At 64.6% G+C, this 20,923-nt stretch carries 24 protein-coding genes; 15 read left to right on the top strand and 9 right to left on the bottom strand.

What is annotated here, in order from left to right:
- The first annotated feature begins 446 nt into the window (after window positions 1–446).
- From DCG74_RS04940 to dnaQ, 4 genes are read left to right on the top strand one after another with little or no spacing between them, the layout of a single operon-like run.
- A complete protein-coding gene (locus DCG74_RS04940; protein ID WP_100233242.1) occupies window positions 447–1,286 on the top strand; it encodes a pyruvate, water dikinase regulatory protein in 840 nt (279 codons plus the stop codon).
- A 9-nt stretch (window positions 1,287–1,295) separates the two neighbouring features.
- Window positions 1,296–1,904, top strand: a complete 609-nt coding sequence (locus DCG74_RS04935; protein ID WP_172787824.1) for a nucleoside triphosphate pyrophosphatase — start codon at window positions 1,296–1,298, stop codon at window positions 1,902–1,904.
- 23 nt (window positions 1,905–1,927) lie between these two features.
- Window positions 1,928–2,527: a dephospho-CoA kinase gene (coaE, locus tag DCG74_RS04930; RefSeq protein ID WP_172787823.1), complete on the top strand. Its 600-nt coding sequence runs from the start codon at window positions 1,928–1,930 to the stop codon at window positions 2,525–2,527.
- The gene (gene dnaQ / locus DCG74_RS04925) at window positions 2,527–3,279 is read left to right on the top strand and encodes a DNA polymerase III subunit epsilon (RefSeq protein ID WP_257187582.1); all 753 of its coding nucleotides are present in this window, start codon (window positions 2,527–2,529) and stop codon (window positions 3,277–3,279) included. The genes coaE and dnaQ overlap by 1 nt, the downstream gene beginning before the upstream one ends.
- Here the strand turns inward: dnaQ and secB are convergent.
- Window positions 3,270–3,755 carry a protein-export chaperone SecB gene (gene secB / locus DCG74_RS04920; protein WP_172787821.1) on the bottom strand — a complete coding sequence of 162 codons (486 nt, stop codon included), beginning with the start codon at window positions 3,753–3,755 and terminating at the stop codon, window positions 3,270–3,272. The genes dnaQ and secB overlap by 10 nt on opposite strands.
- Before the next feature lie 397 nt (window positions 3,756–4,152).
- Here secB and DCG74_RS04915 point away from each other — a divergent pair, with 397 nt between their 5' ends.
- From DCG74_RS04915 to DCG74_RS04905, 3 genes are read left to right on the top strand one after another with little or no spacing between them, the layout of a single operon-like run.
- The gene (locus DCG74_RS04915; RefSeq protein ID WP_172787820.1) at window positions 4,153–4,860 is read left to right on the top strand and encodes a Tim44/TimA family putative adaptor protein; all 708 of its coding nucleotides are present in this window, start codon (window positions 4,153–4,155) and stop codon (window positions 4,858–4,860) included.
- Window positions 4,838–6,379, top strand: a complete 1,542-nt coding sequence (locus DCG74_RS04910) for a murein transglycosylase A (protein ID WP_172787819.1) — start codon at window positions 4,838–4,840, stop codon at window positions 6,377–6,379. Before DCG74_RS04915 ends, DCG74_RS04910 begins: the two co-directional genes overlap by 23 nt.
- Window positions 6,376–6,963, top strand: coding sequence for a Smr/MutS family protein (locus DCG74_RS04905; protein ID WP_172787818.1), 588 nt, complete (start codon window positions 6,376–6,378; stop codon window positions 6,961–6,963). The genes DCG74_RS04910 and DCG74_RS04905 overlap by 4 nt, the downstream gene beginning before the upstream one ends.
- Before the next feature lie 161 nt (window positions 6,964–7,124).
- Here the strand turns inward: DCG74_RS04905 and DCG74_RS04900 are convergent, their stop codons facing one another.
- From DCG74_RS04900 to hslV, 5 genes are read right to left on the bottom strand one after another with little or no spacing between them, the layout of a single operon-like run.
- Window positions 7,125–8,249, bottom strand: coding sequence for a hypothetical protein (locus tag DCG74_RS04900; protein ID WP_172787817.1), 1,125 nt, complete (start codon window positions 8,247–8,249; stop codon window positions 7,125–7,127).
- Between the two features lie 28 nt (window positions 8,250–8,277).
- Window positions 8,278–9,582, bottom strand: coding sequence for an ATP-dependent protease ATPase subunit HslU (gene hslU / locus DCG74_RS04895; protein ID WP_172787816.1), 1,305 nt, complete (start codon window positions 9,580–9,582; stop codon window positions 8,278–8,280).
- A gap of 49 nt (window positions 9,583–9,631) precedes the next feature.
- Window positions 9,632–10,243: a DUF2585 domain-containing protein gene (locus DCG74_RS04890; protein WP_210268432.1), complete on the bottom strand. Its 612-nt coding sequence runs from the start codon at window positions 10,241–10,243 to the stop codon at window positions 9,632–9,634.
- Between the two features lie 2 nt (window positions 10,244–10,245).
- The gene (locus DCG74_RS04885) at window positions 10,246–10,731 is read right to left on the bottom strand and encodes a GNAT family N-acetyltransferase (RefSeq protein WP_172787814.1); all 486 of its coding nucleotides are present in this window, start codon (window positions 10,729–10,731) and stop codon (window positions 10,246–10,248) included.
- Window positions 10,732–10,734: 3 nt separating this feature from the next.
- Window positions 10,735–11,295, bottom strand: coding sequence for an ATP-dependent protease subunit HslV (gene hslV, locus DCG74_RS04880; protein WP_018646043.1), 561 nt, complete (start codon window positions 11,293–11,295; stop codon window positions 10,735–10,737).
- Window positions 11,296–11,488: 193 nt separating this feature from the next.
- On the opposite strand from hslV, the gene hisB reads away from it, so the two are divergent.
- The 8 genes from hisB (at window position 11,489) to DCG74_RS04840 (ending at window position 16,735) form a co-directional block, all read left to right on the top strand.
- Window positions 11,489–12,082 carry an imidazoleglycerol-phosphate dehydratase HisB gene (hisB, locus tag DCG74_RS04875; protein WP_172787813.1) on the top strand — a complete coding sequence of 198 codons (594 nt, stop codon included), beginning with the start codon at window positions 11,489–11,491 and terminating at the stop codon, window positions 12,080–12,082.
- A 63-nt stretch (window positions 12,083–12,145) separates the two neighbouring features.
- On the top strand, window positions 12,146–12,673 hold the full coding sequence (locus DCG74_RS04870; protein WP_172787812.1) for a DUF2628 domain-containing protein: 528 nt from the start codon (window positions 12,146–12,148) through the stop codon (window positions 12,671–12,673).
- Window positions 12,670–13,320 (top strand): imidazole glycerol phosphate synthase subunit HisH, encoded by a 651-nt coding sequence (gene hisH, locus DCG74_RS04865; protein ID WP_172787811.1) that lies wholly within the window; start codon window positions 12,670–12,672, stop codon window positions 13,318–13,320. The genes DCG74_RS04870 and hisH overlap by 4 nt, the downstream gene beginning before the upstream one ends.
- A gap of 154 nt (window positions 13,321–13,474) precedes the next feature.
- Window positions 13,475–14,212 carry a 1-(5-phosphoribosyl)-5-[(5-phosphoribosylamino)methylideneamino]imidazole-4-carboxamide isomerase gene (gene hisA, locus DCG74_RS04860; RefSeq protein ID WP_172787810.1) on the top strand — a complete coding sequence of 246 codons (738 nt, stop codon included), beginning with the start codon at window positions 13,475–13,477 and terminating at the stop codon, window positions 14,210–14,212.
- A gap of 3 nt (window positions 14,213–14,215) precedes the next feature.
- A complete protein-coding gene (gene hisF / locus DCG74_RS04855; protein ID WP_018646048.1) occupies window positions 14,216–14,989 on the top strand; it encodes an imidazole glycerol phosphate synthase subunit HisF in 774 nt (257 codons plus the stop codon).
- Between the two features lie 89 nt (window positions 14,990–15,078).
- Window positions 15,079–15,402, top strand: coding sequence for a phosphoribosyl-ATP diphosphatase (locus DCG74_RS04850; protein WP_036044993.1), 324 nt, complete (start codon window positions 15,079–15,081; stop codon window positions 15,400–15,402).
- Between the two features lie 35 nt (window positions 15,403–15,437).
- Window positions 15,438–16,394 carry a type I pantothenate kinase gene (gene coaA / locus DCG74_RS04845; RefSeq protein ID WP_172787809.1) on the top strand — a complete coding sequence of 319 codons (957 nt, stop codon included), beginning with the start codon at window positions 15,438–15,440 and terminating at the stop codon, window positions 16,392–16,394.
- 101 nt (window positions 16,395–16,495) lie between these two features.
- Entirely contained in the window at window positions 16,496–16,735 is a 240-nt protein-coding gene (locus DCG74_RS04840; protein ID WP_172787808.1) for a hypothetical protein, read from the top strand.
- Window positions 16,736–16,780: 45 nt separating this feature from the next.
- On the opposite strand, the gene DCG74_RS04835 is transcribed toward DCG74_RS04840, so the two are convergent.
- The 3 genes from DCG74_RS04835 to DCG74_RS04825 form a co-directional block, all read right to left on the bottom strand.
- Entirely contained in the window at window positions 16,781–17,839 is a 1,059-nt protein-coding gene (locus DCG74_RS04835; RefSeq protein WP_172787807.1) for an AI-2E family transporter, read from the bottom strand.
- Between the two features lie 88 nt (window positions 17,840–17,927).
- On the bottom strand, window positions 17,928–18,557 hold the full coding sequence (locus tag DCG74_RS04830) for a histidine phosphatase family protein (protein ID WP_172787806.1): 630 nt from the start codon (window positions 18,555–18,557) through the stop codon (window positions 17,928–17,930).
- Window positions 18,558–18,641: 84 nt separating this feature from the next.
- Window positions 18,642–20,885 (bottom strand): PAS domain-containing hybrid sensor histidine kinase/response regulator, encoded by a 2,244-nt coding sequence (locus tag DCG74_RS04825; RefSeq protein ID WP_172787805.1) that lies wholly within the window; start codon window positions 20,883–20,885, stop codon window positions 18,642–18,644.
- Window positions 20,886–20,923 lie beyond the last annotated feature (38 nt).

Here is a 20,923-nt window from a genome sequence, read left to right as displayed (position 1 = left end):
GTTGCTGTGCAGCTCGGGAGCGCTGGGGATAGTAAGAACTCGTTAAGGTCTTACCCCGCACACATATCCGTCCGTAGCGCCTTCCTCAAATCTAGAATCTTAGATTCTTAAGGTTTGAGTCTATGTGACCGTGGATTGGACTCACGCAATTCCGTCCGCGCGTTCGCGCGCGCTTGTTCACATCCATCCACATATTCCGGACAGCCTTTGTCGACTTCCGATAAGTCAGTCGGCTTCAAAGGCTTGCGCGTTTGTATCGGCAGCTTATCAAGGGACTTGTCCGCGCAATCCCGTTTCCCTCTCGGTGGGGCGCCGGACTTGTCCTGACCGGCAGCAGTGTGAAGAAAATCGCCGCTTGTCCCGCCCCTGGTGTCGCGCATCCCTTTCCGAGAGGTTAAGCTCCACAGAAATCCACAAACCACCCCAACGAAATTCAAAGGGTTTTTGTGCCGACCTCGAACAATTATTTCCATCTCCACCTGGTCTCGGACTCCACGGGTGAAACGCTCATCACCGTGGCGCGCGCGGTCGCGGCCCAATACGCCAACGTGACGCCGGTCGAGCACGTCTATCCGCTGGTGCGCAGCCAGAAGCAGCTCGACCGCGTGCTCGACGAGATCGAGGAAGCACCGGGGATCGTGCTGTTCACGCTGCTCGAGAAGGATCTGGTCGCCAGACTCGAGGACAAGTGCAAGCAAATCAATGTTCCGAGCCTCTCGATCATCGGGCCGGTGATGCAGCTGTTCGAAGCCTATCTGGGCGCTGCGACCACCGGCCGTGTCGGCGCCCAGCACGTGCTCAACGCGGAATATTTCAAGCGCATCGACGCACTGAACTACACGATGATCCATGACGACGGTCAGCACGTCGAAGGTCTCGACGAGGCCGATGTGGTCCTAGTCGGCGTGTCCCGGACCTCGAAGACACCGACTTCGATCTATCTGGCCAATCGCGGTATCCGCACCGCCAACGTGCCGCTGGTGCCGGGCATCCCCGTGCCCTCGCAATTGGAGACGCTGACGCGGCCGCTGGTCGTCAGCCTGCACGCGACGCCGGAACGCCTGATTCAGATCCGTCAGAATCGCCTGCTTTCCATGGGCGCCGAGTCCGGCAGCGATACCTACACCGACAAGCAGTCGGTCACCGAGGAGGTCGCGTTCGCGCGCAAGCTGAGCGCCAAGCACGACTGGCCGCTGCTGGACGTCACGCGCCGCTCCATCGAGGAAACCGCGGCGGCGATCATGAAGCTGTATAGTGACCGCCAGCGCAACCGGCCGTCCGAGTAAGTGTCGCCGATGAGTTTGTGGCGCGGCAAAAGTCCGTTGATCCTGGCCTCGCAAAGCAGCGCGCGCAAAATGCTGCTGGCCAATGCCGGGCTCGAATTCGTAGCTGTCATCGCTGATATCGACGAGCGCGGCATTCAGGCCGCGTCAAAACTTTCGGACCCGCGCGAGATCGGCCTGTTGCTGGCGCGCGAGAAAGCCAGAGCGGTCTCTGCCGGTCATCCCGGACACTATGTGATCGGCGCCGACCAGACGCTGGCCCTCGGGAACCGTCTCTTCAACAAACCGGCCGGCCGCGCCCAGGCGCTGGCGCAATTGCGCGATCTCGCCGGTCAGACGCACGAGCTGAATTCAGCCGTCGCCGTGGCGCAGGATGGCAGGATCGTGTTCGAGGACGTTTCCGTGGCGCGCATGACCATGCGGCCCATGAGCGAAGCCGAGCTTTCGGCCTATCTCGACGCCGCCGGCGAGGCCGTGACCAGAACCGTCGGTGCCTATCAGCTCGAGGGCCTCGGCATCCATCTGTTCGAGCGCATCGAGGGCGACCATTTCACCATTCTCGGCCTACCGCTGCTGCCGCTGCTTGCGTATCTGCGGAGCGAGCAGCTAATTGCGGTGTAGATGCGACAGAAGGCTGGGTGCTGATGCGGATTCTCGGACTGACTGGCTCGATCGGGATGGGCAAATCCACCACCGCGAAATTGTTCGCGGAGGCCGGCGTTCCCGTCTACGACGCCGATGCCGCCGTGCATCAGCTCTATGAGGGTGAGGCTGCCCCCGCAATCGAGGCCGCTTTCCCCGGCACCACCGCGAACGGCAAGGTCGACCGGCAAAAGCTGTCGGCGCGCGTCGTGCACGATCCCGCCGCCATCAAGCAGCTCGAGCAGATCGTTCATCCCATGCTCGGCGCTTCCCGGCAGAAATTCTTTGCCGATGCCGAGGCAGCCAAGGTGCCGGTCGTCGTGCTGGACATCCCGCTGCTGTTCGAGACCGGCGGCGAGAAGCGGGTCGATGCCGTGGTCGTGGTCTCGACCTCGCCGGAGCTTCAGCGCCAGCGGGTGCTGGCGCGCGGCACGATGGACGAGGCCAAGCTCGATGCCATCATCGCCAAGCAGATGCCGGATGCCGAGAAGCGCAAGCGGGCCGATTTCGTGGTGGATACCTCACACGGCCTTGACCCGGTGCGCGCCCAAATCGCGCACATCCTGGCCGAGGTCGTTAAGATGCCGCAGCGGCGGATCTGATTCGCCACCTCACACGGCTTCTTAAAGACATGCGCGAAATCGTCCTCGACACTGAAACCACCGGCCTCGATCCGCTGCGCGGCGATCGACTGGTCGAGATCGGCTGCGTCGAGATTTTCAACCGCATGCCGACCGGACAGACGTACCACGTCTATATCAACCCTGAGCGGGACATGCCGGCGGAAGCGTTTGCGGTGCACGGATTGTCGTCCGAATTCCTGGCGACCAAGCCGTTGTTCCACGAGGTCGCCGACGACTTTCTCGCGTTCATTGGCGACGCCCCGCTGGTGATCCACAACGCTTCGTTCGATATCGGCTTCATCAACGCCGAGCTCGACCGCATCGAGCGCGCTGCGATCCCGCGCGAGCGCCTGGTCGATACGCTGCTGCTGGCGCGTCGCAAGCATCCCGGCGTGTCCAACCGGCTCGACGATCTCTGCTCGCGCTATTCGATCGACAATTCACACCGCACCAAGCACGGCGCGCTGCTGGACGCCGAGCTGCTCGCCGAGGTCTATGTCGATCTGGTTGGAGCGCGGCAGTCGCAGCTGCTGCTGGCCTCCGACACCGAGGAGATCAGGGTCCACAGCGCTGGCGATGCGCCGCGGCGGCAACGTCTGGTGCCGCTCACGCCGCGGATTTCTGAAGCCGAGCGCGAGGCCCATCGGGCCTTCATCGCGACCATGGGTGACAAGGCGATCTGGAACGAGTACCTGCCCGCTCCAGCCGTGGCGGTCGCCGCTCAGGCCTGACCGGCTTGACCCTGAGCGGCCATTTGTCGCTCCATGTTCTGGCGGTACAGACCGACGAAGTCGACCGGATCCAGCATCAGCGGTGGGAACCCGCCGTCGCGCACCGCGGTGGCGATGATCTCGCGTGCGAACGGGAACAAGAGGCGCGGGCACTCGATCATGACCAGCGGATGCAGGTTCTCCTTGGGCACGTTGACGATCCGGAACACGCCGGCATAGGCGAGCTCGAACGAGAACATCACTTTACCTGCGGTCTCGGCCTTGCCCTCGACCGACAACGTCACCTCGAATTCCTGTTCGCTGAGATTGTTGGCGCTGACGTTGATCTGGATGTTGATCTGCGGCGGCTGGCTCTGCTGCTGGAGCGAGCCGGGCGCGTTGGGATTTTCGAACGAGAGGTCCTTGGTATATTGCGCCAGCACGTTGAGCTGGGGAGCCTGGGCCGCCTCGGGAGGGGTGCCGTTACCGTTGGTCATGAAAGTGTCTCCTTACCCGATTGGGGCTGAATTTCGCGGCGGTTGGCTAACATAGGGCCGGCTCGTTCCACAAGGACGAACGGTCCCGGACCGGGAATTCGGCCCGCGCTCGCGCCTTGGACGCTCATCCTGCCTTTTCCGCGAAATTTCGCCTTAAGTGATTGAAGATGCGCGATTTCCGGCCAGGATCGGGTTTCCCCTTAAGCATAAAACGCGCTACACTTGGCGCTGTGCCAAAAGGCGCCATTGGCCGGGCAAGATTTCGTGCCTACATCCCACGGACCTGACGCGGACCTAATATGGTGATGTAGACTTGCCGTTTCCGAAAGGAACGGTCTACTGGCCGGATTGATTTTCCCGGCAACGAGCCCTGAAAAGACCAGAAAGCGGATACGACGTGGACATCTACACCATCATATTCCTGGCGCTGGCCGTCTTCATCTTCTTGCGGCTGCGTAGCGTGCTGGGGCAGCGCACGGGCAATGAGCGGCCGCCGTTCGATCGCACCGCCGCCCGCAATGCGCTGGGAGGTGCCCAGGACAACAACGTCGTGACCGTGCCGGGCAAGGTGATCGACCAGGCGCCGCTGGCGCCGACGGCCGAGCCGACCGCACCGGCCGATCGCTGGAAGGGGCTGGCCGAGCCGGGCACTGCGCTGGCGCAGGGTCTCGATTCCATCGTCGAGAAAGACTCCAGCTTCGACCCGCGCCATTTCCTCTCGGGCGCGCGCGGCGCCTACGAGATGATCGTGCTGGCTTTCGCCAATGGCGACCGCCGCGCGCTGCGCGATCTGTTGTCGTCGGACGTCTATGACAGCTTCGACGCCGCGATCAAGGAACGCGAGAGGAACGAGCAGAGGACCGAGACGCGCTTCGTCTCAATCGACAAGGCCGAGCTCGTCGGCGCCGAGCTGCGCGACCGCAACGCGCAGCTGACCGTGCGCTTCGTCTCGCAGATGATCTCGGTCACCCGCGACAAGACCGGCAACATCGTCGATGGCAGCGCCGAGACGGTCGCCGACATCACCGATATCTGGACCTTCGCCCGCGACACCTCCTCTCGCGATCCGAACTGGAAGCTGGTTGGCACCGGAAGCGCGAATTAAGACTTTCCTGAAGAACAGCGCGACGGCGCTTTGCGCAGGCGCCGTCGTGCTGTCGTCGTTTTCGCTCGGTGCCGAGGCGGCGCGGCGTCATCACCGCAGTCACTACCATCATCTGCCACGAACGCCTGCCGCTCCGCCGCGGGCCTTGCCCTATCCACAGCTCTCCCTGCCGTTCGAAATTCCCGGCGCGCAATATCTGCCGCTGGCCTGGGCAGACGTGAAGGGTTGGGGCGACGACAATCATCTCACGGCGTACAAGACCTTCCGCGCCAGCTGCAAGTCGATCAATGCGCAGAGCGGCGCGGCCGAACCCAAGGCCGAATCCAAGGCTTTGGGTGCCTCGTTGGCTGAGCCCTGCCGGGCCGCCAAGACGCTCGATCTCACCGACGACGGCAAAGCGAAGACCTTCTTCGAGGAGAATTTCACGCCGCTGCGGATCTCGCGGCTCGGCGAGCCCGACGGTTTCGTCACCGGCTATTACGAGCCGGTGCTGGAGGGATCGCGGACACAGACCGATGTCTACAACGTGCCGGTCTATCGCCGCCCCTCGAACCTGTTCGTGCGCGGCTACAAGCAGGACTCGGTCAGCCTGCCCAACAAAGGCCCGGTCTATCGCAAGATCGGCCGCCGCAAGCTGGTGCCCTATTACGACCGCGGCGAGATCGAGGACGGCAAGATCGCGGGCCGCGGGCTCGAGATCGCCTGGCTGAAGGATCCGACCGATCTGTTGTTCGCCCAGATCCAAGGCTCGGCGCGGATCAAGTTCGAGGACGGCAGCTCGGTTCGGCTCAATTACGACGCCTATAACGGCTATCCCTACACGGCGGTCGGTCGCATCCTGATCGAGCGCGGCATCATTCCGAGGGAAGAGATGTCGATGCAGAAGATCAGGGAATGGATGACGCAGAATCCTGAAGGCGCCAAGGAGCTGCGCCGCGCGAACCGCGCCTACATCTTCTTCCGCGAGGTCAACCTCTCCGACAAGGAGGAGGCAGTTGGCGCGCAAGGCATTCCCTTGACTGCGGGACGTTCGATCGCGGTCGACAAATCGCTTCATGTCTACGGCACGCCGTTCTTCATCGAGGGCGAGCTGCCGATCGAGTCCGAGCGCGCCAAGACGCCGTTCCACCGGCTGATGATCGCGCAGGACACCGGCTCGGCCATCATCGGTCCCGCACGCGCCGATCTGTTTTTCGGCGCCGGCGCGGATGCCGGCCGCGTCTCCGGCCGGCTGCGCCACCCCATGCATTTCGTGATGCTGGTGCCGAAGAGTCTCGATCCCGCCCCGCGAGCCGCGAAGCTGCCGATCCCGGACCCCAGGCCCTCGGAGAAGATCGCAAAGCTGTTTCCGCAGACCGATCCGGCAAAGACCGGCACGCCTGTCGCCGCGGCGGCGCAAGGCAAGAGCGAAACTGTCGCCGTCGCCGGCCCCGTTCCGCTGCCGGTGCCGCGTCCCGCGATCGAGCCTGCCCCTGAGCCGCGCCGTCCGGCGAAGAATCGTCCTCACCGTCCGCAATGAAGCGACCCTCCCGTCCGCCCGTGCTGGAGCCTCGCCCCTCGCCGCGCCGTCGCGCGCTCAGCGAGGAAGAGCGCGAGCTCTGGGATCTCGTTGCAAAGCATGTCAAGCCGCTGCGGAAGCATCGCGCGGTCAAGGCGCATGCCCCGCGCGCCGAGCCTTCGCCCGGGACCCAGGTGACCAGGACTTCGCTACCGGCAAGGCCGGTTGCCGCTGCACCGGCGCCGCGCGCCGCAAAGCCGTCGATTCCGCCGCTTGCGCCGCTCGGCAAGCGCGAGCGGACAAAGCTGTCGCGCGGCCGCAGCGAGATCGACGCGCGGCTCGATCTGCACGGCATGACCCAGATGCGCGCCCATCGCGCGCTGGCCGGCTTCCTGCACCGCGCCCGTCAGGACGGCCTCACCTTCGTGCTCGTCATCACCGGCAAGGGACGCAGCGGCGGCGAAAGCGGCGTGCTCCGCCGCCAGGTGCCGGAATGGCTCAGCCTGCCCGAATTCCGCGCCTTCGTCGTCGGCTTCGAGGAAGCCGCGATCGGCCATGGCGGCGAGGGGGCGCTGTATGTGCGGATCAGGCGAGCGCGAGGGTAGAGAGTTCTGGCGGGCGAGTTCGGTGCAACCTCTCCCGCTTGCGGGAGAGGTCGGCGCGCGAAAGCGCGGCGGGTGAGGGTTCTGTCCTCTTGGGGGCTTTTGGTTGCGGAGAGAGCCCTCTCCCCAACCCTCTCCCGCAAGCGGGAGAGGGAGCGCACCGCCTAAAACGGGCGAACGATTCCAACGCGCGGGATCAGCGTGAGTATCAAGCCGAAGATGTTGGTCTTTCGATCCTCGGCCGGAATCAGCGGCGCTTCCTGCTTGGCCGGCAGCATCGTCACGGCATGCAGGATCAGGAACATGCAGACCGCCCAGTTCGAGATCCAGCGCGAATAGTCGAACACCATCGCGAACATCACGAGATAGGCGACGCTGATGCCGACCAGCGCGGCGATGACGAGCCGCTTGTGCCGCTCGCTCGCGAGCGCACCGATCAGGCTCGCGAAGAAACGCCATAGCGGCGTGTGCAGCCAGATCAGCAGCGCGAACACGGGCACGCCGAGGATGTTGTGCGGCAGACGGCTCCAGGTGTCGGCAACTTCTTTGGCCAGCGGCTGGTACCAGATGTAGGCGAATTGCAAGAGGTCGGTGCGCGCCGGATCGGCCATCCGGCTCTTCAGATAGGCGATGAAGTCCGCTTCGGGGATCGGCATCGTTCCCATAAACTGCGCGGCGAAGAACAGCGCCGAGACGGCGGCAAGGGCGATCACACCGAAGACGACATTGCTGCGATCACAGCCGCAAGCGAGGTAGTGCCGGATCACGACGATGGTGATGATCGTCGGCACATACATCAAGAGATGAATGTGATGGATCAGCACGAGAATGATCGAGAACAAAGCAGCCGTCGCCACGAAGACCAGCGAGCCCGCCGGCATCAGCAAGAGGATGATCGCCAGCGCGCAGCCATAGATGTCGAAATGGCCGAGCGTGTGCATGAAATTCTTCAGGAAGAACGGCGAGCCCGCGGTGAAGACGAACAGCGGCAGTGTTTTCGCGGAGAAGCCGAACGTGTTCTGGAAGAGCCTGGCATAAAGGCCCAGCGTTGCAAGCCACGTCGTCCCGCCGAGCGCGAACACCAGCCACACCGGCACCTTCGCCGTGAACAGCGCGACGATTGCCCCGATCAGCGCGCGCTTGATGAAGCCGAAATGATAATCGACCAGCAGATGGATGTAGGGGACATAAGGCGGCAGCTGGATCTTGTGGACGAAGACGCCAACGATGACCGCCGCGTTGATCGCGAGCAGGAGCCGCCAGGGATTTTGCAGGATGCGTACGGTCACGCCGCATCAATAGCGTGACCGCTCCAAATTACAAAATGAACCGGCTCAGATCCGCGTTCTTGGCGAGGTCGCCGATGTGCTTTTGCACGTAATCCGCATCGAGCCGGACGGTCTCGCCGTTGCGGTCGGGGGCGGTGAAGGAGATCTCGTCCAGCACCCGCTCCATCACGGTCTGCAGCCGCCGGGCGCCGATGTTCTCGACCGTTGAATTGACGGCAACCGCAATGTCGGCCAGCGCATCGATGGCGCTGTCGGCGATGTCGAGCGTCACGCCCTCGGTCTGCATCAGGGCGACATATTGCTTGATCAGCGAGGCCTCGGGCTCGGTCAGGATGCGGCGCATGTCGTCGCGGGTCAGCGCCTGCAATTCGACGCGGATCGGCAAGCGGCCCTGCAATTCCGGCAACAGGTCGGACGGCTTGGCGACGTGGAAGGCGCCGGAGGCGATGAACAGGATGTGGTCGGTCTTGACCGCGCCGTGCTTGGTCGAGACCGTGGTGCCTTCGATCAGCGGCAGCAAGTCGCGCTGCACGCCCTCGCGGGAGACGTCGCCGCCGACGCGGCCATCGCGGGCGCAGATCTTGTCGATCTCGTCGAGGAACACGATGCCGTTGTTCTCGACCGCGCTGATCGCTTCCAGCGTCAGCTGCTCGGTGTCCAGGAGCTTGTCGGATTCCTCGTTGACGAGAATTTCGTGCGAGCCTTCCACCGTGAGCCGCCGCGTCTTGCTGCGGCCGCCCAGCTTGCCGAAGATGTCGCCGATCGAGATCGCGCCCATCTGGGCGCCCGGCATGCCCGGGATCTCGAACATCGGCATGCCGCCGCCGGACGACTGCGTCTCGATCTCGATTTCCTTGTCGTTCAATTCGCCGGCGCGCAGCTTCTTGCGGAAGGATTCCCTCGTCGCCGAGCTCGAATTGGCGCCGACCAGCGCGTCGAGCACACGCTCCTCGGCGGCGAGCTGGGCCCGCGCCTGCACGTCCTTGCGCTTCCTCTCGCGCACCTGCGCGATCGCGACCTCGACGAGATCGCGGATGATCTGCTCGACGTCGCGGCCGACATAGCCGACCTCGGTGAACTTGGTCGCCTCCACCTTCAGGAACGGCGCATTCGCGAGCTTGGCGAGCCGCCGCGCGATTTCCGTCTTGCCGACGCCGGTGGGGCCGATCATCAAGATGTTCTTCGGCAGCACCTCCTCGCGCAGGGAGCCGGTCAGCTGTTGCCGGCGCCAGCGATTGCGCAGCGCGATCGAGACGGCGCGCTTGGCGTCGCCCTGGCCGACGATGAAACGGTCGAGTTCGGAAACGATTTCGCGGGGGGAGAAGTCTGTCATGTCTGATTAGCTAGGGCGGGAGGCAGCCAAGGACAAGCCGCATTTTGGGTCAGATGATCGGCGGGCCGGATTGCCATTGCTTCACGGCCTCGATCGGATGGATCAGCATCAGGATATTGAGCGTCAGATTGTCGCGAATGTGGAGCGCCAGCACGATCTCGAAGGCCAGCCCCAGCAGCACGGTCGCGGTGACAGGCAGCGCGCGCGCGGCCAGGAACCCGAGGATCATGGCCAGATTGTCCGAGACCGAATTGAGGATGCTGTCGCCGTAATAATCCAGCGAGATGGTGCCGGCACGGTATCGCTCGATGATGAAGGGCGAGTTCTCGACGATCTCCCAGGCGCCTTCGATCAGTATCGCGATGATCAGCCGTGCCGGCCAGGAGAGATGCAGGAACGGCAATCGTGCGAACAGCAGCCAGGTCAGGCCGTAGAACAGGAAGCCGTGCAGGACGTGTGAGAACGTGTACCAGTCCGCGATCTGCTGGGAATTCTCCGAGCTGTTCACCACGCCGTGCCACAGCTTGATGGTGCCGCAGGTGCAGATCGGCACGCGGCCCATCGCAAGCAGGATCGCGGCCTGCAGCGCGAGCAGCAACAGCGCGATGCCGACCCAGGCGAGCGGCGGGACAGCGACCTTGCTCTCGCGGGCCTGCACCAGCGTCACGGTTCGCGCACCATCAGCAAGGCCGGACCGTCCGGCGTCTCGACCATGCGATCGCGGACGAATCCCGCTTTCTCGTAAGCGCGTATCGCGCGCGCGTTGAGCGGGTCCGGATCGGTGACCATGCGCGGCAGCCCCTGCCGAAACCGTTCGTCGACGAATTGGCGCGCCAACGCCGAACCATGGCCGCGCGCGATCATGTCGGTTTCGCCGATGAACTGGTCGATGCCACGCGTGCCCTCCGGTTGCGGCCCGAAGCCCGTATTCCAGGCGGTCAGGCGGTAGCATTGAAGATAGCCGAAGGGCCTGTCGCCGGCCAACACGATGAACTGGTCCATCGCCGGCTCGTCGAGATCGCCGCTGACCAGCGAAAGCTGCTCGTCCGGATCGCCCCACCACTCCCGCACATGCGCCTCGCCCAGCCATCGCCGGATCAGGGGCAGGTCGGCCACGGTCATCGGGCGGAAGGCGTAGGTGGACGCCATCGCCTAGCCGCTTGCCAGGCTCTCAATGGTCAGATTCCGGTTGGTGTAGACACAGATGTCCGCGGCGATGTCGAGCGAGCGGCGGACGATGGTCTCGGCGTCCTTGTCGGTGTCGAGCAGGGCCCGAGCGGCCGCCAGCGCGTAATTGCCGCCGGAGCCGATCGCCATCACGCCGGCCTCGGGTTCGAGCACGTCGCCGGTCCCTGTCAGCACCAGGGAGACGTCCTTGTCGGCCACGATCATCATGGCTTCCAGCCGCCGCAAATAGCGGTCGGTGCGCCAGTCCTTGGCGAGCTCCACGGCCGCCCGGGTCAGCTGCCCCGGATATTGCTCGAGCTTGGATTCGAGCCGCTCGAACAGGGTGAAGGCGTCGGCCGTGGCGCCGGCAAAGCCGCCGATCACGTCGCCCTTGCCGAGCTTGCGGACCTTCTTGGCGTTGGACTTGATCACGGTCTGGCCGATCGAGACCTGGCCGTCGCCGCCGACCACCACCTTGCCGCCCTTGCGGACCGTTAGAATCGTGGTGCCGTGCCAGCCCGGCGAGCTGTTCTGGGAGTCCTGCATGAAATACCTCGTTGTCCGGCCTGATTTAGGCGGTCAGGGGCTGGGGCACAACGGGCCGTTCCGGCCCTAGATTCTGCTCACCATAGGCGGAAGTGGTGCCATGCTTGAGCGTTCCCGCAGTAGCGAAGGCGTCGTTTGGCTGTTAAGAGACTGGCGTTTTCGGCTCCCAAGCTAGAATGGAAACCGCACTTCAATGCGCACCGCGACGATCAAGCGCAAGACCAAGGAAACCGACATCGAGGTCTCCGTGAACCTCGATGGCACCGGCGTGGCCAATATCGCGACCGGCATCGGCTTTTTCGACCATATGCTCGATCTCCTCGCCCGCCATTCCCGCATCGACCTCACGGTCAAGGCGGTGGGCGATCTGCACATTGATTATCACCATACCACCGAAGACACCGGCATCGCGCTTGGCCAGGCGGTCAAGCAGGCGCTCGGCAACATGGCGGGCATCACCCGCTATGCCGGCGTGCACATGCCCATGGACGAGACGCTGACGCGCGTGGTCATCGACATCTCGGGCCGCTCGTTCCTGGTGTTCAAGGCCGACTTCCCCCGCGCCAAGATCGGCGAGTTCGACACCGAGCTGGTGCGCGAGTGGTTCCAGGCTTTTGCCATCAACGCCGGCGTGACTCTCCACGTCGAAACCCTATATGGCGATAACAGCCATCATATCGCCGAGTCCTGCTTCAAGGGTCTGGCGCGGGCGCTGCGCACCGCCGTGGCGATCGATCCGAAGGCGGCGGGCGAAATCCCCTCCACCAAGGGCTCGCTCGGCGGCTGACATCTCCGTCTTGCGGCGAACGCTGCTGGCGGCATCACTGAATTTCGAGAACGGGGCATCACCATGCCTGTCTACACAGTTCACGCTCCCTCACCCGCCGGAGCCGATCTGCGCGCGACCGACAGGTTCGTGTTCGTGCGCGACGGCTTCCATTTCTGGGCGATGATCTTCGGTCCGTTCTGGCTGTTGTGGAATCGGCTGTGGTTGGCGCTGATCGGCTATCTGATCTTCGTGGCCGCGTTCAACGCGGGGCTGTCGAGCCTCGGCGCCGGGCGCTCTTCGATCTTCTTCGCCGATCTGATCGTCGCGGTACTGATGGGCTTTGAGGCCTCGAGCCTGCGCCGCTGGACCTTGTCGCGCGGCAAGTGGCGGCAGCTCGACATCGTGGTCGGCGACGACGGCGATACCGCGGAGCGCCGCTTCTTCGAGCGCTGGAGCGAGAAGAACGGCATCGCTGGCGATCAATGGACCATCGATCGCGGCGGCCCGCCGCCGACCCGGAATGTGCCGGGTCAGCCATTCTCGAACCCGCCGCCGATTCCGGCCGGCGGCATCATTGGGTTGTTTCCAGAACCGGGAGGGTCAAGATGAGCGTCGCCATCATCGATTACGGTTCCGGCAATCTGCATTCCGCCGCGAAAGCCTTCGAGCGCGCCGCGCGCAGCCTGGAGAGCCCGCAAAAGGTCTTCGTCACCAGCGATCCCGACCAGGCTTACGAAGCTGACCGCCTGGTGCTGCCCGGCGTCGGCGCCTTCGCCGATTGCCGGCGTGGGCTCGACGCCGTCAACGGCATGGTCGAGGCGATCACCGAAGCGGTGCGCGTCAAGGCGCGGCCGTTCTTCGGCATCTGCGTCGGCATGCAGCTGATGGCGAGCCGCGGCAAGGAACACGTCGTCACCGAAGGCCTGAACTGGATCGGCGGCGACGTCGAGAAGATCACGCCGCGCGATGAAAACCTGAAGATCCCGCACATGGGCTGGAATACGCTCGAGGTGCTCAGGGAACATCCGGTGCTGGACAAGCTGCCGCTCGGCCCGAAGGGCCAGCACGCTTATTTCGTGCACTCCTATCACCTCAACCCGGCCAGCGAGGCGGACGTGCTCGCGCGCGCCGATTACGGCGGGCCCGTCACCGCGATCGTCGCGAAGGACACCGCCATCGGCACGCAGTTTCACCCCGAGAAGAGCCAGCGTTTTGGCCTGGCTCTGATCTCGAACTTTTTGCGATGGAAACCGTGATGGATTGCACGGCTTTCACCTCGTCATTGCGAGCGCAGCGAAGCAATCCAGCGTCTTTCCGCGGCGGCAGTCTGGATTGCTTCGCTGCGCTCGCAATGACGAGGTGCTTAGCTGGCAGATCCGTTCCCATGATGGGGACGAGAGCAGGTGCGACATGATTCTCTTTCCCGCGATCGACCTCAAGAACGGCCAGTGCGTGCGCCTCGAGCAAGGCGACATGGCGCGCGCGACCGTGTTCAACCTCAATCCCGCCGCGCAGGCGCAGAGCTTTGCTGCGCAGGGCTTTGAATATCTCCACGTCGTCGACCTCGACGGCGCCTTCGCCGGCAAGCCGGTGAATGCTGACGCCGTCGAGGCGATGCTGAAGACGATCAAGATTCCGGTGCAGCTCGGCGGCGGCATTCGCGATCTCAAGACCGTCGAAGCCTGGCTCGACAAGGGCATCATCCGCGTCATCATCGGCACCGCCGCGGTGCGCGATCCGGAGCTGGTGAAATCCGCGGCGAAGACATTCCCCGGCCGCGTCGCGGTCGGGCTCGACGCCCGCGACGGCAAGGTCGCAGTCGAAGGCTGGGCCGAGACGTCGCAGGTCACCGTGCTTGAGATCGCCAAGCGTTTCGAGGATGCCGGCGTTGCCGCCATCATCTTCACCGACATCGCGCGCGACGGCCTGCTCAAGGGCTTGAACTTAGAGGCGACGATTGCGCTCGCCGATGCCATCTCGATTCCCGTAATCGCCTCCGGCGGCCTCGCCTCGATCGAGGACGTGAAGGCGATGCTGACGCCGCGCGCGAAAAAGCTCGCGGGCGCGATTGCGGGCCGTGCGCTCTACGACGGCCGGCTCGATCCCGCCGCCGCCCTCACCTTGATCCGCGACGCGCGCAGGAGCTGACCCATGTTCAAGGTGCGCGTGATTCCCTGCCTCGACGTCAAGGACGGCCGCGTCGTCAAGGGCGTCAACTTCGTCGACCTGCGCGATGCCGGCGATCCCGTCGAAGCCGCGATCGCCTATGACGCCGCCGGCGCTGACGAGCTCACTTTCCTCGACATCACCGCGACCCACGAGAACCGCGGCATCATGCTGGACGTGGTCCGGCGCACGGCGGAAGCCTGCTTCATGCCTGTCACCGTCGGCGGGGGCGTGCGCGAGGTCAACGACATCAAGACGCTGCTGCGCGCCGGCGCCGACAAGGTCTCGATCAACAGCGCCGCGGTGTCGCGGCGCGAATTCGTCAAGGAAGCTGCCGAGAAATTCGGCGAGCAGTGCGTGGTTGTCGCGATCGACGCCAAGCGCGTCAAGCGTCCGGGCGGCGACCGCTGGGAGATCTTCACCCATGGCGGACGCAACTCGACCGGCATCGACGCCATCGAATATGCCCAGGAAGTGGTTTCGCTCGGCGCCGGTGAAATCCTGCTCACCTCGATGGACCGCGACGGCACCCGGCAGGGATTCGACATTCCGCTGACCCGCGCGATCGCCGACAGCGTTCCCGTTCCCGTGATCGCCTCGGGCGGCGTCGGCAATCTCGACCATCTCGTCGACGGTATCCGCGACGGGCACGCCACGGCCGTGCTGGCCGCCTCGATCTTCCATTTCGGGGAATTCACCATTCGCGAAGCCAAGGAGCACATGGCGCGGCGTGGGCTGCCGATGCGCCTTGATGCCTGACGACTCCGGTTCGTAACGATGCTACATTGGCGGATGGCGATGGCCGCGGTGGCCAGATCTGTTGCCAAGCGTGTTTTTGAGTGAGTCCGATGCCGCGTTTCACGATCCATGATCTGGCCGAAACCATCGACGCCCGCGCGGCGTCCGGCGGCGAAGCGTCCTATACCCGCAAGCTGCTCGACAAAGGCCCCGAGCATTGCGCCAAGAAGTTCGGCGAGGAAGCAGTCGAAACCGTAATCGCTGCAGTCGAAAACGATCGCGCGCATCTGATCGCTGAAAGTGCCGACCTGCTCTATCATTTCCTTGTGCTGCTGAAGGCACGCGGCATAAAGCTGGAAGAGGTCGAGGCGGCGCTGGACAAGCGGACCTCGATGTCGGGGCTAGAAGAAAAGGCGTCGCGCAAGGGCGGCTAGGCAAGGCGAATAGATCGCAACGGAAAGGCGGCGTCATGGATATCCGCGCACCCGAGCAGCAGTACAATCCCTACCGCGTCTATACGCGCGAGCAATGGGCGCGACTGCGCGACGATACGCCGATGACGCTGGAGCCGGGCGAGTTCGACCGGCTGCGCTCGCTGCACGACCGCCTCGACCTGCAGGAGGTCGAGGACATTTATCTGCCGCTGTCGCGCCTGTTGTCGATCTACGTCGACGCGATGCAACGGCTGTATTACGCCGAGCGCCAGTTCCTCAACATCCGGGATCGCAAGGTGCCCTACATCATCGGCGTCGCCGGCTCGGTGGCGGTCGGCAAATCCACCACGGCACGCGTGCTCCAGGCGCTCTTGGCACGCTGGTCGCCGCGGCCGAAGGTCGAGCTGATCACGACGGACGGATTTCTCTACCCCAACGCGGTGCTCGAGCGTCAGGGCATCATGCAGAAGAAGGGTTTCCCGGAGAGCTACGACCTGCCGCTGCTGCTCAGCTTCCTCTCCGACATCAAGTCCGGCCGCGGCCACGTCCGCGCGCCGGTCTATTCGCATCTGACCTACGACATCGTGCCGAACCAATGGGCCGAGATCGACCAGCCCGACATCCTGATCGTCGAAGGCGTCAACGTGCTGCAGACCGGCAAGCTGCCGCGCGACGGCAAGGCCGTGCCCGTCGTCTCCGACTTCTTCGATTTCTCGGTCTATATCGACGCCGACGAAGCGGCCCTGCGGCAATGGTACATCAAGCGCTTCCTGGCGCTGCGCGATACCGCATTCACCAATCCCAAGTCCTATTTCAACCGCTACGCGCTATTGTCGGACGAGGAAGCCACTGCCACCGCGATCGCGATCTGGGAGCGCACCAACCTCGCCAATCTCGAGGACAACATCCTGCCGACCCGGCCGCGTGCGACGCTGATCCTCAAGAAGGGCGCCGACCACACGGTGGAGAGCGTGGCGCTCAGGCGTCTGTAATCGCCCCCGGTGCGCTGCCATGCCCGTTCGAGCATGGTGTCTTTTGTTGCAGACCAATAATGGGTATTCCGCTATTCCTTGGAAAACGGCGGGGGCACACCATGGTTGATCGTCTCAGGAGCGCTGCGGAGCAGCTGGAAGCTCCGATCTGCCCGGATTGCCATGTGGAAATGAAGTGGTTCCGCTCGGAACTGCTCGCGGACGAGCCGACCCCGGTTATCGCGCATCTCTTCGTATGCCCGCACTGCAAGCGCGCGGCGCAGGCAAATACCGTCTTCCGCGGAGGCCAGACGACACCGGACAAGCTCTCTGCGCCGCGCTTCACTGCCTCGGCTGCTTGACATTCCGCGTCGGCCGGATCGTCCGCGCCAGGCCCGATATGACGGTCATTTCCGGGCTCCCTGTTGCACCTTCGCGACGACGAAGATGTGCCACGTCGTCAGAAACATCGCAGCGACGAGCGGGCCGATGACGAAGCCGTTCGCACCGAACGAGGCGAGCCCGCCCAGGGTGGCAAGCAGCACGACATAGCTCGGCATCTGGATCGACTGGCCGACCAGGATCGGGCGGAGAAAATTGTCCGCAAGCCCGATCACGAAGGTGCCGAAAGCGAGCAGGATGAGCCCCTTCGTGACTGCGCCTGCCACGAGCAGGTAGAGTGCAGCCGGAACCCAGACCAGGGCGGAGCCGAGCACGGGCAGCAGCGAGACCAGCGCCATGAGCGCGCCGGCGAGCAGCGGCGCCGTCAGGCCGAGCAGCCAGAAGATGAGCCCGCCAAGTGCTCCCTGGATCAGAGCGACGAGAACGATTCCTTTGATGGTTCCACGAACCGCCAGCGTGAAGGCATCGAGGATTTCGGCGGTGTCGCTCGGGCGCAGCGGCAGCGCGTCGCGAATGCGGGCGTTGAGCTCGTCACCGTCGCGCAGCAGGAAGAACAGCAAATACAGCATCACGAGCAGGCTTGCGACGAACTCCAGCGTCACCTGACCGATGTTGATCGCATGTCCGGCCAGTTGTTGCCCGGCAGGGACGACCAGACCCGACAGGCGTTCCCTCAGGGATGAAAAATCGATGCCGGCCAGGCGATCCAACAGGGACGCAGCCCAGTCGGGAAGCGCGGATTTCAGCTGCTGCAGGGGATGAGCGAGGCTGATCTCCCCGCTCTGAATGCGCTGGTATAGCTCTCCGCCCTGGTCGATGAGCGAAGCGATGACGATCGCTACGGGGATGAGGACCATGACGACCACCACGACGACGGTGATGAGTGCGGCAAGGCTGTGCTTCCCGGGCAAGGACTTCAGGACCCGTCGATAGAACGGGGCGAAGATGATGGCCAGCAGCGTGGCCCACAACACGGCACCGGAGAACGGCCAGAGCACCCAGGCGAACGCAACGGAGATCGCGCCGAGCAGGATGAGGAATGAACGGTCTTCCGATGTTCTCACGTGTTCGCCAGCTCTTCACTCGTTCGCCACACGACGTCCGTAGCACGACATCGTGGTGGAGCGGCAGTCCTGGCCGCTTCCCGGTCCCTCACCTGCCCGCTTTCGCGATCCAATCCGCAAGCTTGATGCGCCCGGCTAAGGTGGCGGGGCCCGAGCTGCCGGCCTTGTAGACGAAGGCCTCGCCTTCCTGGACGTCGCCGGCCTCCTTGCCGAAGGCGTCGGCGATGTTGGTCTTGTGGGTGATTAGGACCGTGTTGGTGCCCGCCTTCGGCGGCGCGTCGACGAGCTGACGCACGGCCTGCCCGGCCTTGGCATTGGCGCCGGTCGGGTTTGCCATTCCCGATGCGCTGGCGTTGCTGCTGTCGGTCAGGGCATCGACCGGCTTGACCTCGCGGCCGGAGATCAGCTTGCCGGCCTCGACCGCGCGGTTCAGCCGGCTGGTGTAGATATCGCCGATCGGGATCGCGAGGTCCCTGATCGCCATCCCGATCTGGCGCGCCGCCTCCCTGCCCTTCTCGCTGAGCTGACGCTGGGCGCTCATGTCATCGAACTTGAAGGGATAGACGTCCTTCTGGCTGTCGTCGGTCGCGGTGTGCCGGAAGATCAGGACGTAACCGCCCTGCTTGAGCGACGAGATGAGATCAGGTGTATCGGCGGCAGCGTGCCGAACGCTTCCGGCGAGGAGGACAATGAGGGCGAGGCGGCAAAGCACGTTCATGCGCAAAATCCTCAGTTGCAAATGCCCCCCTTGAGGATCGTGACGCGCAACGCGCGCGATTTCAATTACGATCGCCGAACGAGATCAGGTTCCCGTGAGATCCGGAACTGTCAGGTGCCGGGACGCGGCGAGGCCCGCGAGCGCCTCCTCGAGCTTCTCGCGGTCGAGCGGCTTGATCAGAAATCCGTTCATGCCCGCCTCGAAGCAGGCATAACGATCCTCCACCAGCGTGTTGGCGGTGAGCGCCAGGATCGGCGTGTGCTGAGCGCCAAGAGCGGCCTCGTGCGCGCGGATGCGCTTTGTCGCCTCGATGCCGTCGAGCTGCGGCATCTGGATGTCCATCAGCACGAGATCGTAGGGCGTGCCGGCGGATGAGGCCGCGAGCCAGGATTCCAGCGCGGCCTCGCCATGGACGGCGATGACGACGCGGTGGCCGAGCTTGGCCAGCAGCGAGTGCATCAGCAAGGCGTTGATCTCGTTGTCCTCCGCGACGAGGATCGACAGGCCTTTCGCCGGCGCGGGGCCGGCGGTTGCCGCCGGCGGCTCCGGCGCGAGATCCGGCGAGGCGACCTCCGGGGTCAGAGCTAGACGCGCGGCGAGCGAGGCCGCTCGCAGCGGCTTCACCAGAAAGCCGGTGAAGGCCGGCGACAGCTTCTCGTGCCGCGAGCTCGACGTCAGCAGCACGAGGCGCTGCAAGGCATGCGCGCGGGCGGCTTCACCGAGGTGGTCGGCCACGGCAGGACCGAGCGTACGATCGATCAGCACCGCGTGCCAGAAGCGTTCCGGCAGCAGCGCTTCGGCGACCGCCGCATCCGCAACCAGGCAGGTCTGGCCGCCCCAGCGCTCGAGGCGCCGCGCGATGAGCGAAGCTTCGATGCCGTCGGCGACGAGCAGCATCGACTTGCCGGTGAGGTCGGGGCTCGGAAATGCGGTCTGTCCCGCGCCGCCTTGCGAGGGCGGAAGCGGCGCTGCGACCTCGAAGGTCGAGCCCTTGCCCGGCTCGCTCGTGAGCGTGATCCGGCCGCCCATGCGCTTGACGATGCGCTCGCTGATGGCAAGGCCAAGTCCGGTGCCGCCATAGGTGCGGGCGACGCGCTCGTCGGCCTGCTCGAATTCGCGGAAGATGCGCTGCTGGGCTTCGGCTGCGATTCCGATGCCGGTGTCGCGGACCAGGAAGCTGATCTCGTTCGGCCAGATGCCGGGCTCGACGATCAGCGCCACACCGCCGCTGCTCGTGAACTTGATGGCGTTGCCGGCGAGGTTCAGCAGCACCTGGCGCAGCCGCGCGGCGTCGCCGACCACTTCCAGCGGCAGGCGCTCGTCGACATAGGCGGCGATCTCGAGCGACTTCGCCTGCGCGCGCGGCGCGAGCAGCTCGGTGATCTCCTCGACCAGGGTCGAGAGCGCGAAGGGACGTTGATCGAGGTCGAGCTTGCCGGCCTCGATCTTGGAATAGTCGAGCAGCTCCTCGATCAGCGCCATCAAGGCTTCGCCCGAGGTCTTCACCGCCCTGGCATAAGTCACCTGCTCCGGCGTCAGATTTGTGTCGAGCAACAGGCCGCCCATGCCGATGATGCCGTTCAGGGGCGTGCGGATTTCGTGCGAGGCCATCGCCAGGAAGCGCGACTTGGCGCGGTTGGCGGCGTCGGCCTGGTCGCGCGCATCGGACAATGCACGCTCGGTCTCGGTGCGGTCGGTGACGTCACGTCCCACGCTCTGCAATTCGGCGGGCTGGCCGGCATCGAGGCGGACATAGCCCTCGCGCCAGGCGATCCAGCGCGCACCGAGGGGCGTTGCGATCTTCTGGTCGTGGATGCGCGTGCCGTTGCTCTCGCGGGCGCTGTCGCCCTGCTCCAGCACGTCGAAATCGAAGCGCGTGCCGACCAGCGCGCTGCGCGCCTGTCCTGCGAGCGTGCAATAGGCCTCGTTGGCAAAGGTGATGCGGCCATCGGTAGCGCGCAGCACGATGAGGTCGCCCTGCTGCTCGAACAGGCTGCGGGCGCGTTCTTCCGCCTCCTTCAGCTCCCAATTGCGGTCGATCAACGCTTCGTTGTGGGCGGCGAGCGTCCGCAGCCGCTTATTGACGAAGCGCAGGCGCATGCTCAGCGTTGCAAGGCCGAGACAGGCGAGCGCGAACAGGAAGCTGGCGCCGATCGCAAAGGTATGGGGATCGTAGCCGGAATTCTCGGACCGGCTGCCGGAGACGAAACCATAGGCGCCGCCGAACGTCGCCGAGAAGATCATGAAGGAACGGATCGCGAAGGCGAGCCTCGGATGCTGCCGCCTGAAGCGACGCATGCGCACCTTGATCCGGAACGTCCGACCCATCACAACCGACCCTTGGCAACCGACCCTTGCCTGAAACC

Source organism: Bradyrhizobium sp. WBAH42, from assembly GCF_024585265.1.
In the GTDB taxonomy this organism is placed as follows: Bacteria; Pseudomonadota; Alphaproteobacteria; order Rhizobiales; family Xanthobacteraceae; genus Bradyrhizobium.
This window is presented reverse-complemented; position numbering and strand designations above follow the sequence as displayed.

What these genes read in the sequence shown, in the direction of transcription:
- DCG74_RS04935 (WP_172787824.1), top strand. Translation starts at nt 1,296, where the DNA reads ATGAGTTTGTGGCGCGGCAAAAGTCCGTTGATCCTGGCCTCGCAAAGC.
- coaE (WP_172787823.1), top strand. Translation starts at nt 1,928, where the DNA reads ATGCGGATTCTCGGACTGACTGGCTCGATCGGGATGGGCAAATCCACC.
- secB (WP_172787821.1), bottom strand. Translation starts at nt 3,755, where the DNA reads ATGACCAACGGTAACGGCACCCCTCCCGAGGCGGCCCAGGCTCCCCAG.
- DCG74_RS04905 (WP_172787818.1), top strand. Translation starts at nt 6,376, where the DNA reads ATGAAGCGACCCTCCCGTCCGCCCGTGCTGGAGCCTCGCCCCTCGCCG.
- hslU (WP_172787816.1), bottom strand. Translation starts at nt 9,582, where the DNA reads ATGACAGACTTCTCCCCCCGCGAAATCGTTTCCGAACTCGACCGTTTC.
- DCG74_RS04885 (WP_172787814.1), bottom strand. Translation starts at nt 10,731, where the DNA reads ATGGCGTCCACCTACGCCTTCCGCCCGATGACCGTGGCCGACCTGCCC.
- hslV (WP_018646043.1), bottom strand. Translation starts at nt 11,295, where the DNA reads ATGCAGGACTCCCAGAACAGCTCGCCGGGCTGGCACGGCACCACGATT.
- hisB (WP_172787813.1), top strand. Translation starts at nt 11,489, where the DNA reads ATGCGCACCGCGACGATCAAGCGCAAGACCAAGGAAACCGACATCGAG.
- DCG74_RS04870 (WP_172787812.1), top strand. Translation starts at nt 12,146, where the DNA reads ATGCCTGTCTACACAGTTCACGCTCCCTCACCCGCCGGAGCCGATCTG.
- hisH (WP_172787811.1), top strand. Translation starts at nt 12,670, where the DNA reads ATGAGCGTCGCCATCATCGATTACGGTTCCGGCAATCTGCATTCCGCC.
- hisA (WP_172787810.1), top strand. Translation starts at nt 13,475, where the DNA reads ATGATTCTCTTTCCCGCGATCGACCTCAAGAACGGCCAGTGCGTGCGC.
- hisF (WP_018646048.1), top strand. Translation starts at nt 14,216, where the DNA reads ATGTTCAAGGTGCGCGTGATTCCCTGCCTCGACGTCAAGGACGGCCGC.
- DCG74_RS04850 (WP_036044993.1), top strand. Translation starts at nt 15,079, where the DNA reads ATGCCGCGTTTCACGATCCATGATCTGGCCGAAACCATCGACGCCCGC.
- coaA (WP_172787809.1), top strand. Translation starts at nt 15,438, where the DNA reads ATGGATATCCGCGCACCCGAGCAGCAGTACAATCCCTACCGCGTCTAT.
- DCG74_RS04840 (WP_172787808.1), top strand. Translation starts at nt 16,496, where the DNA reads ATGGTTGATCGTCTCAGGAGCGCTGCGGAGCAGCTGGAAGCTCCGATC.
- DCG74_RS04830 (WP_172787806.1), bottom strand. Translation starts at nt 18,557, where the DNA reads ATGAACGTGCTTTGCCGCCTCGCCCTCATTGTCCTCCTCGCCGGAAGC.
- DCG74_RS04825 (WP_172787805.1), bottom strand. Translation starts at nt 20,885, where the DNA reads ATGGGTCGGACGTTCCGGATCAAGGTGCGCATGCGTCGCTTCAGGCGG.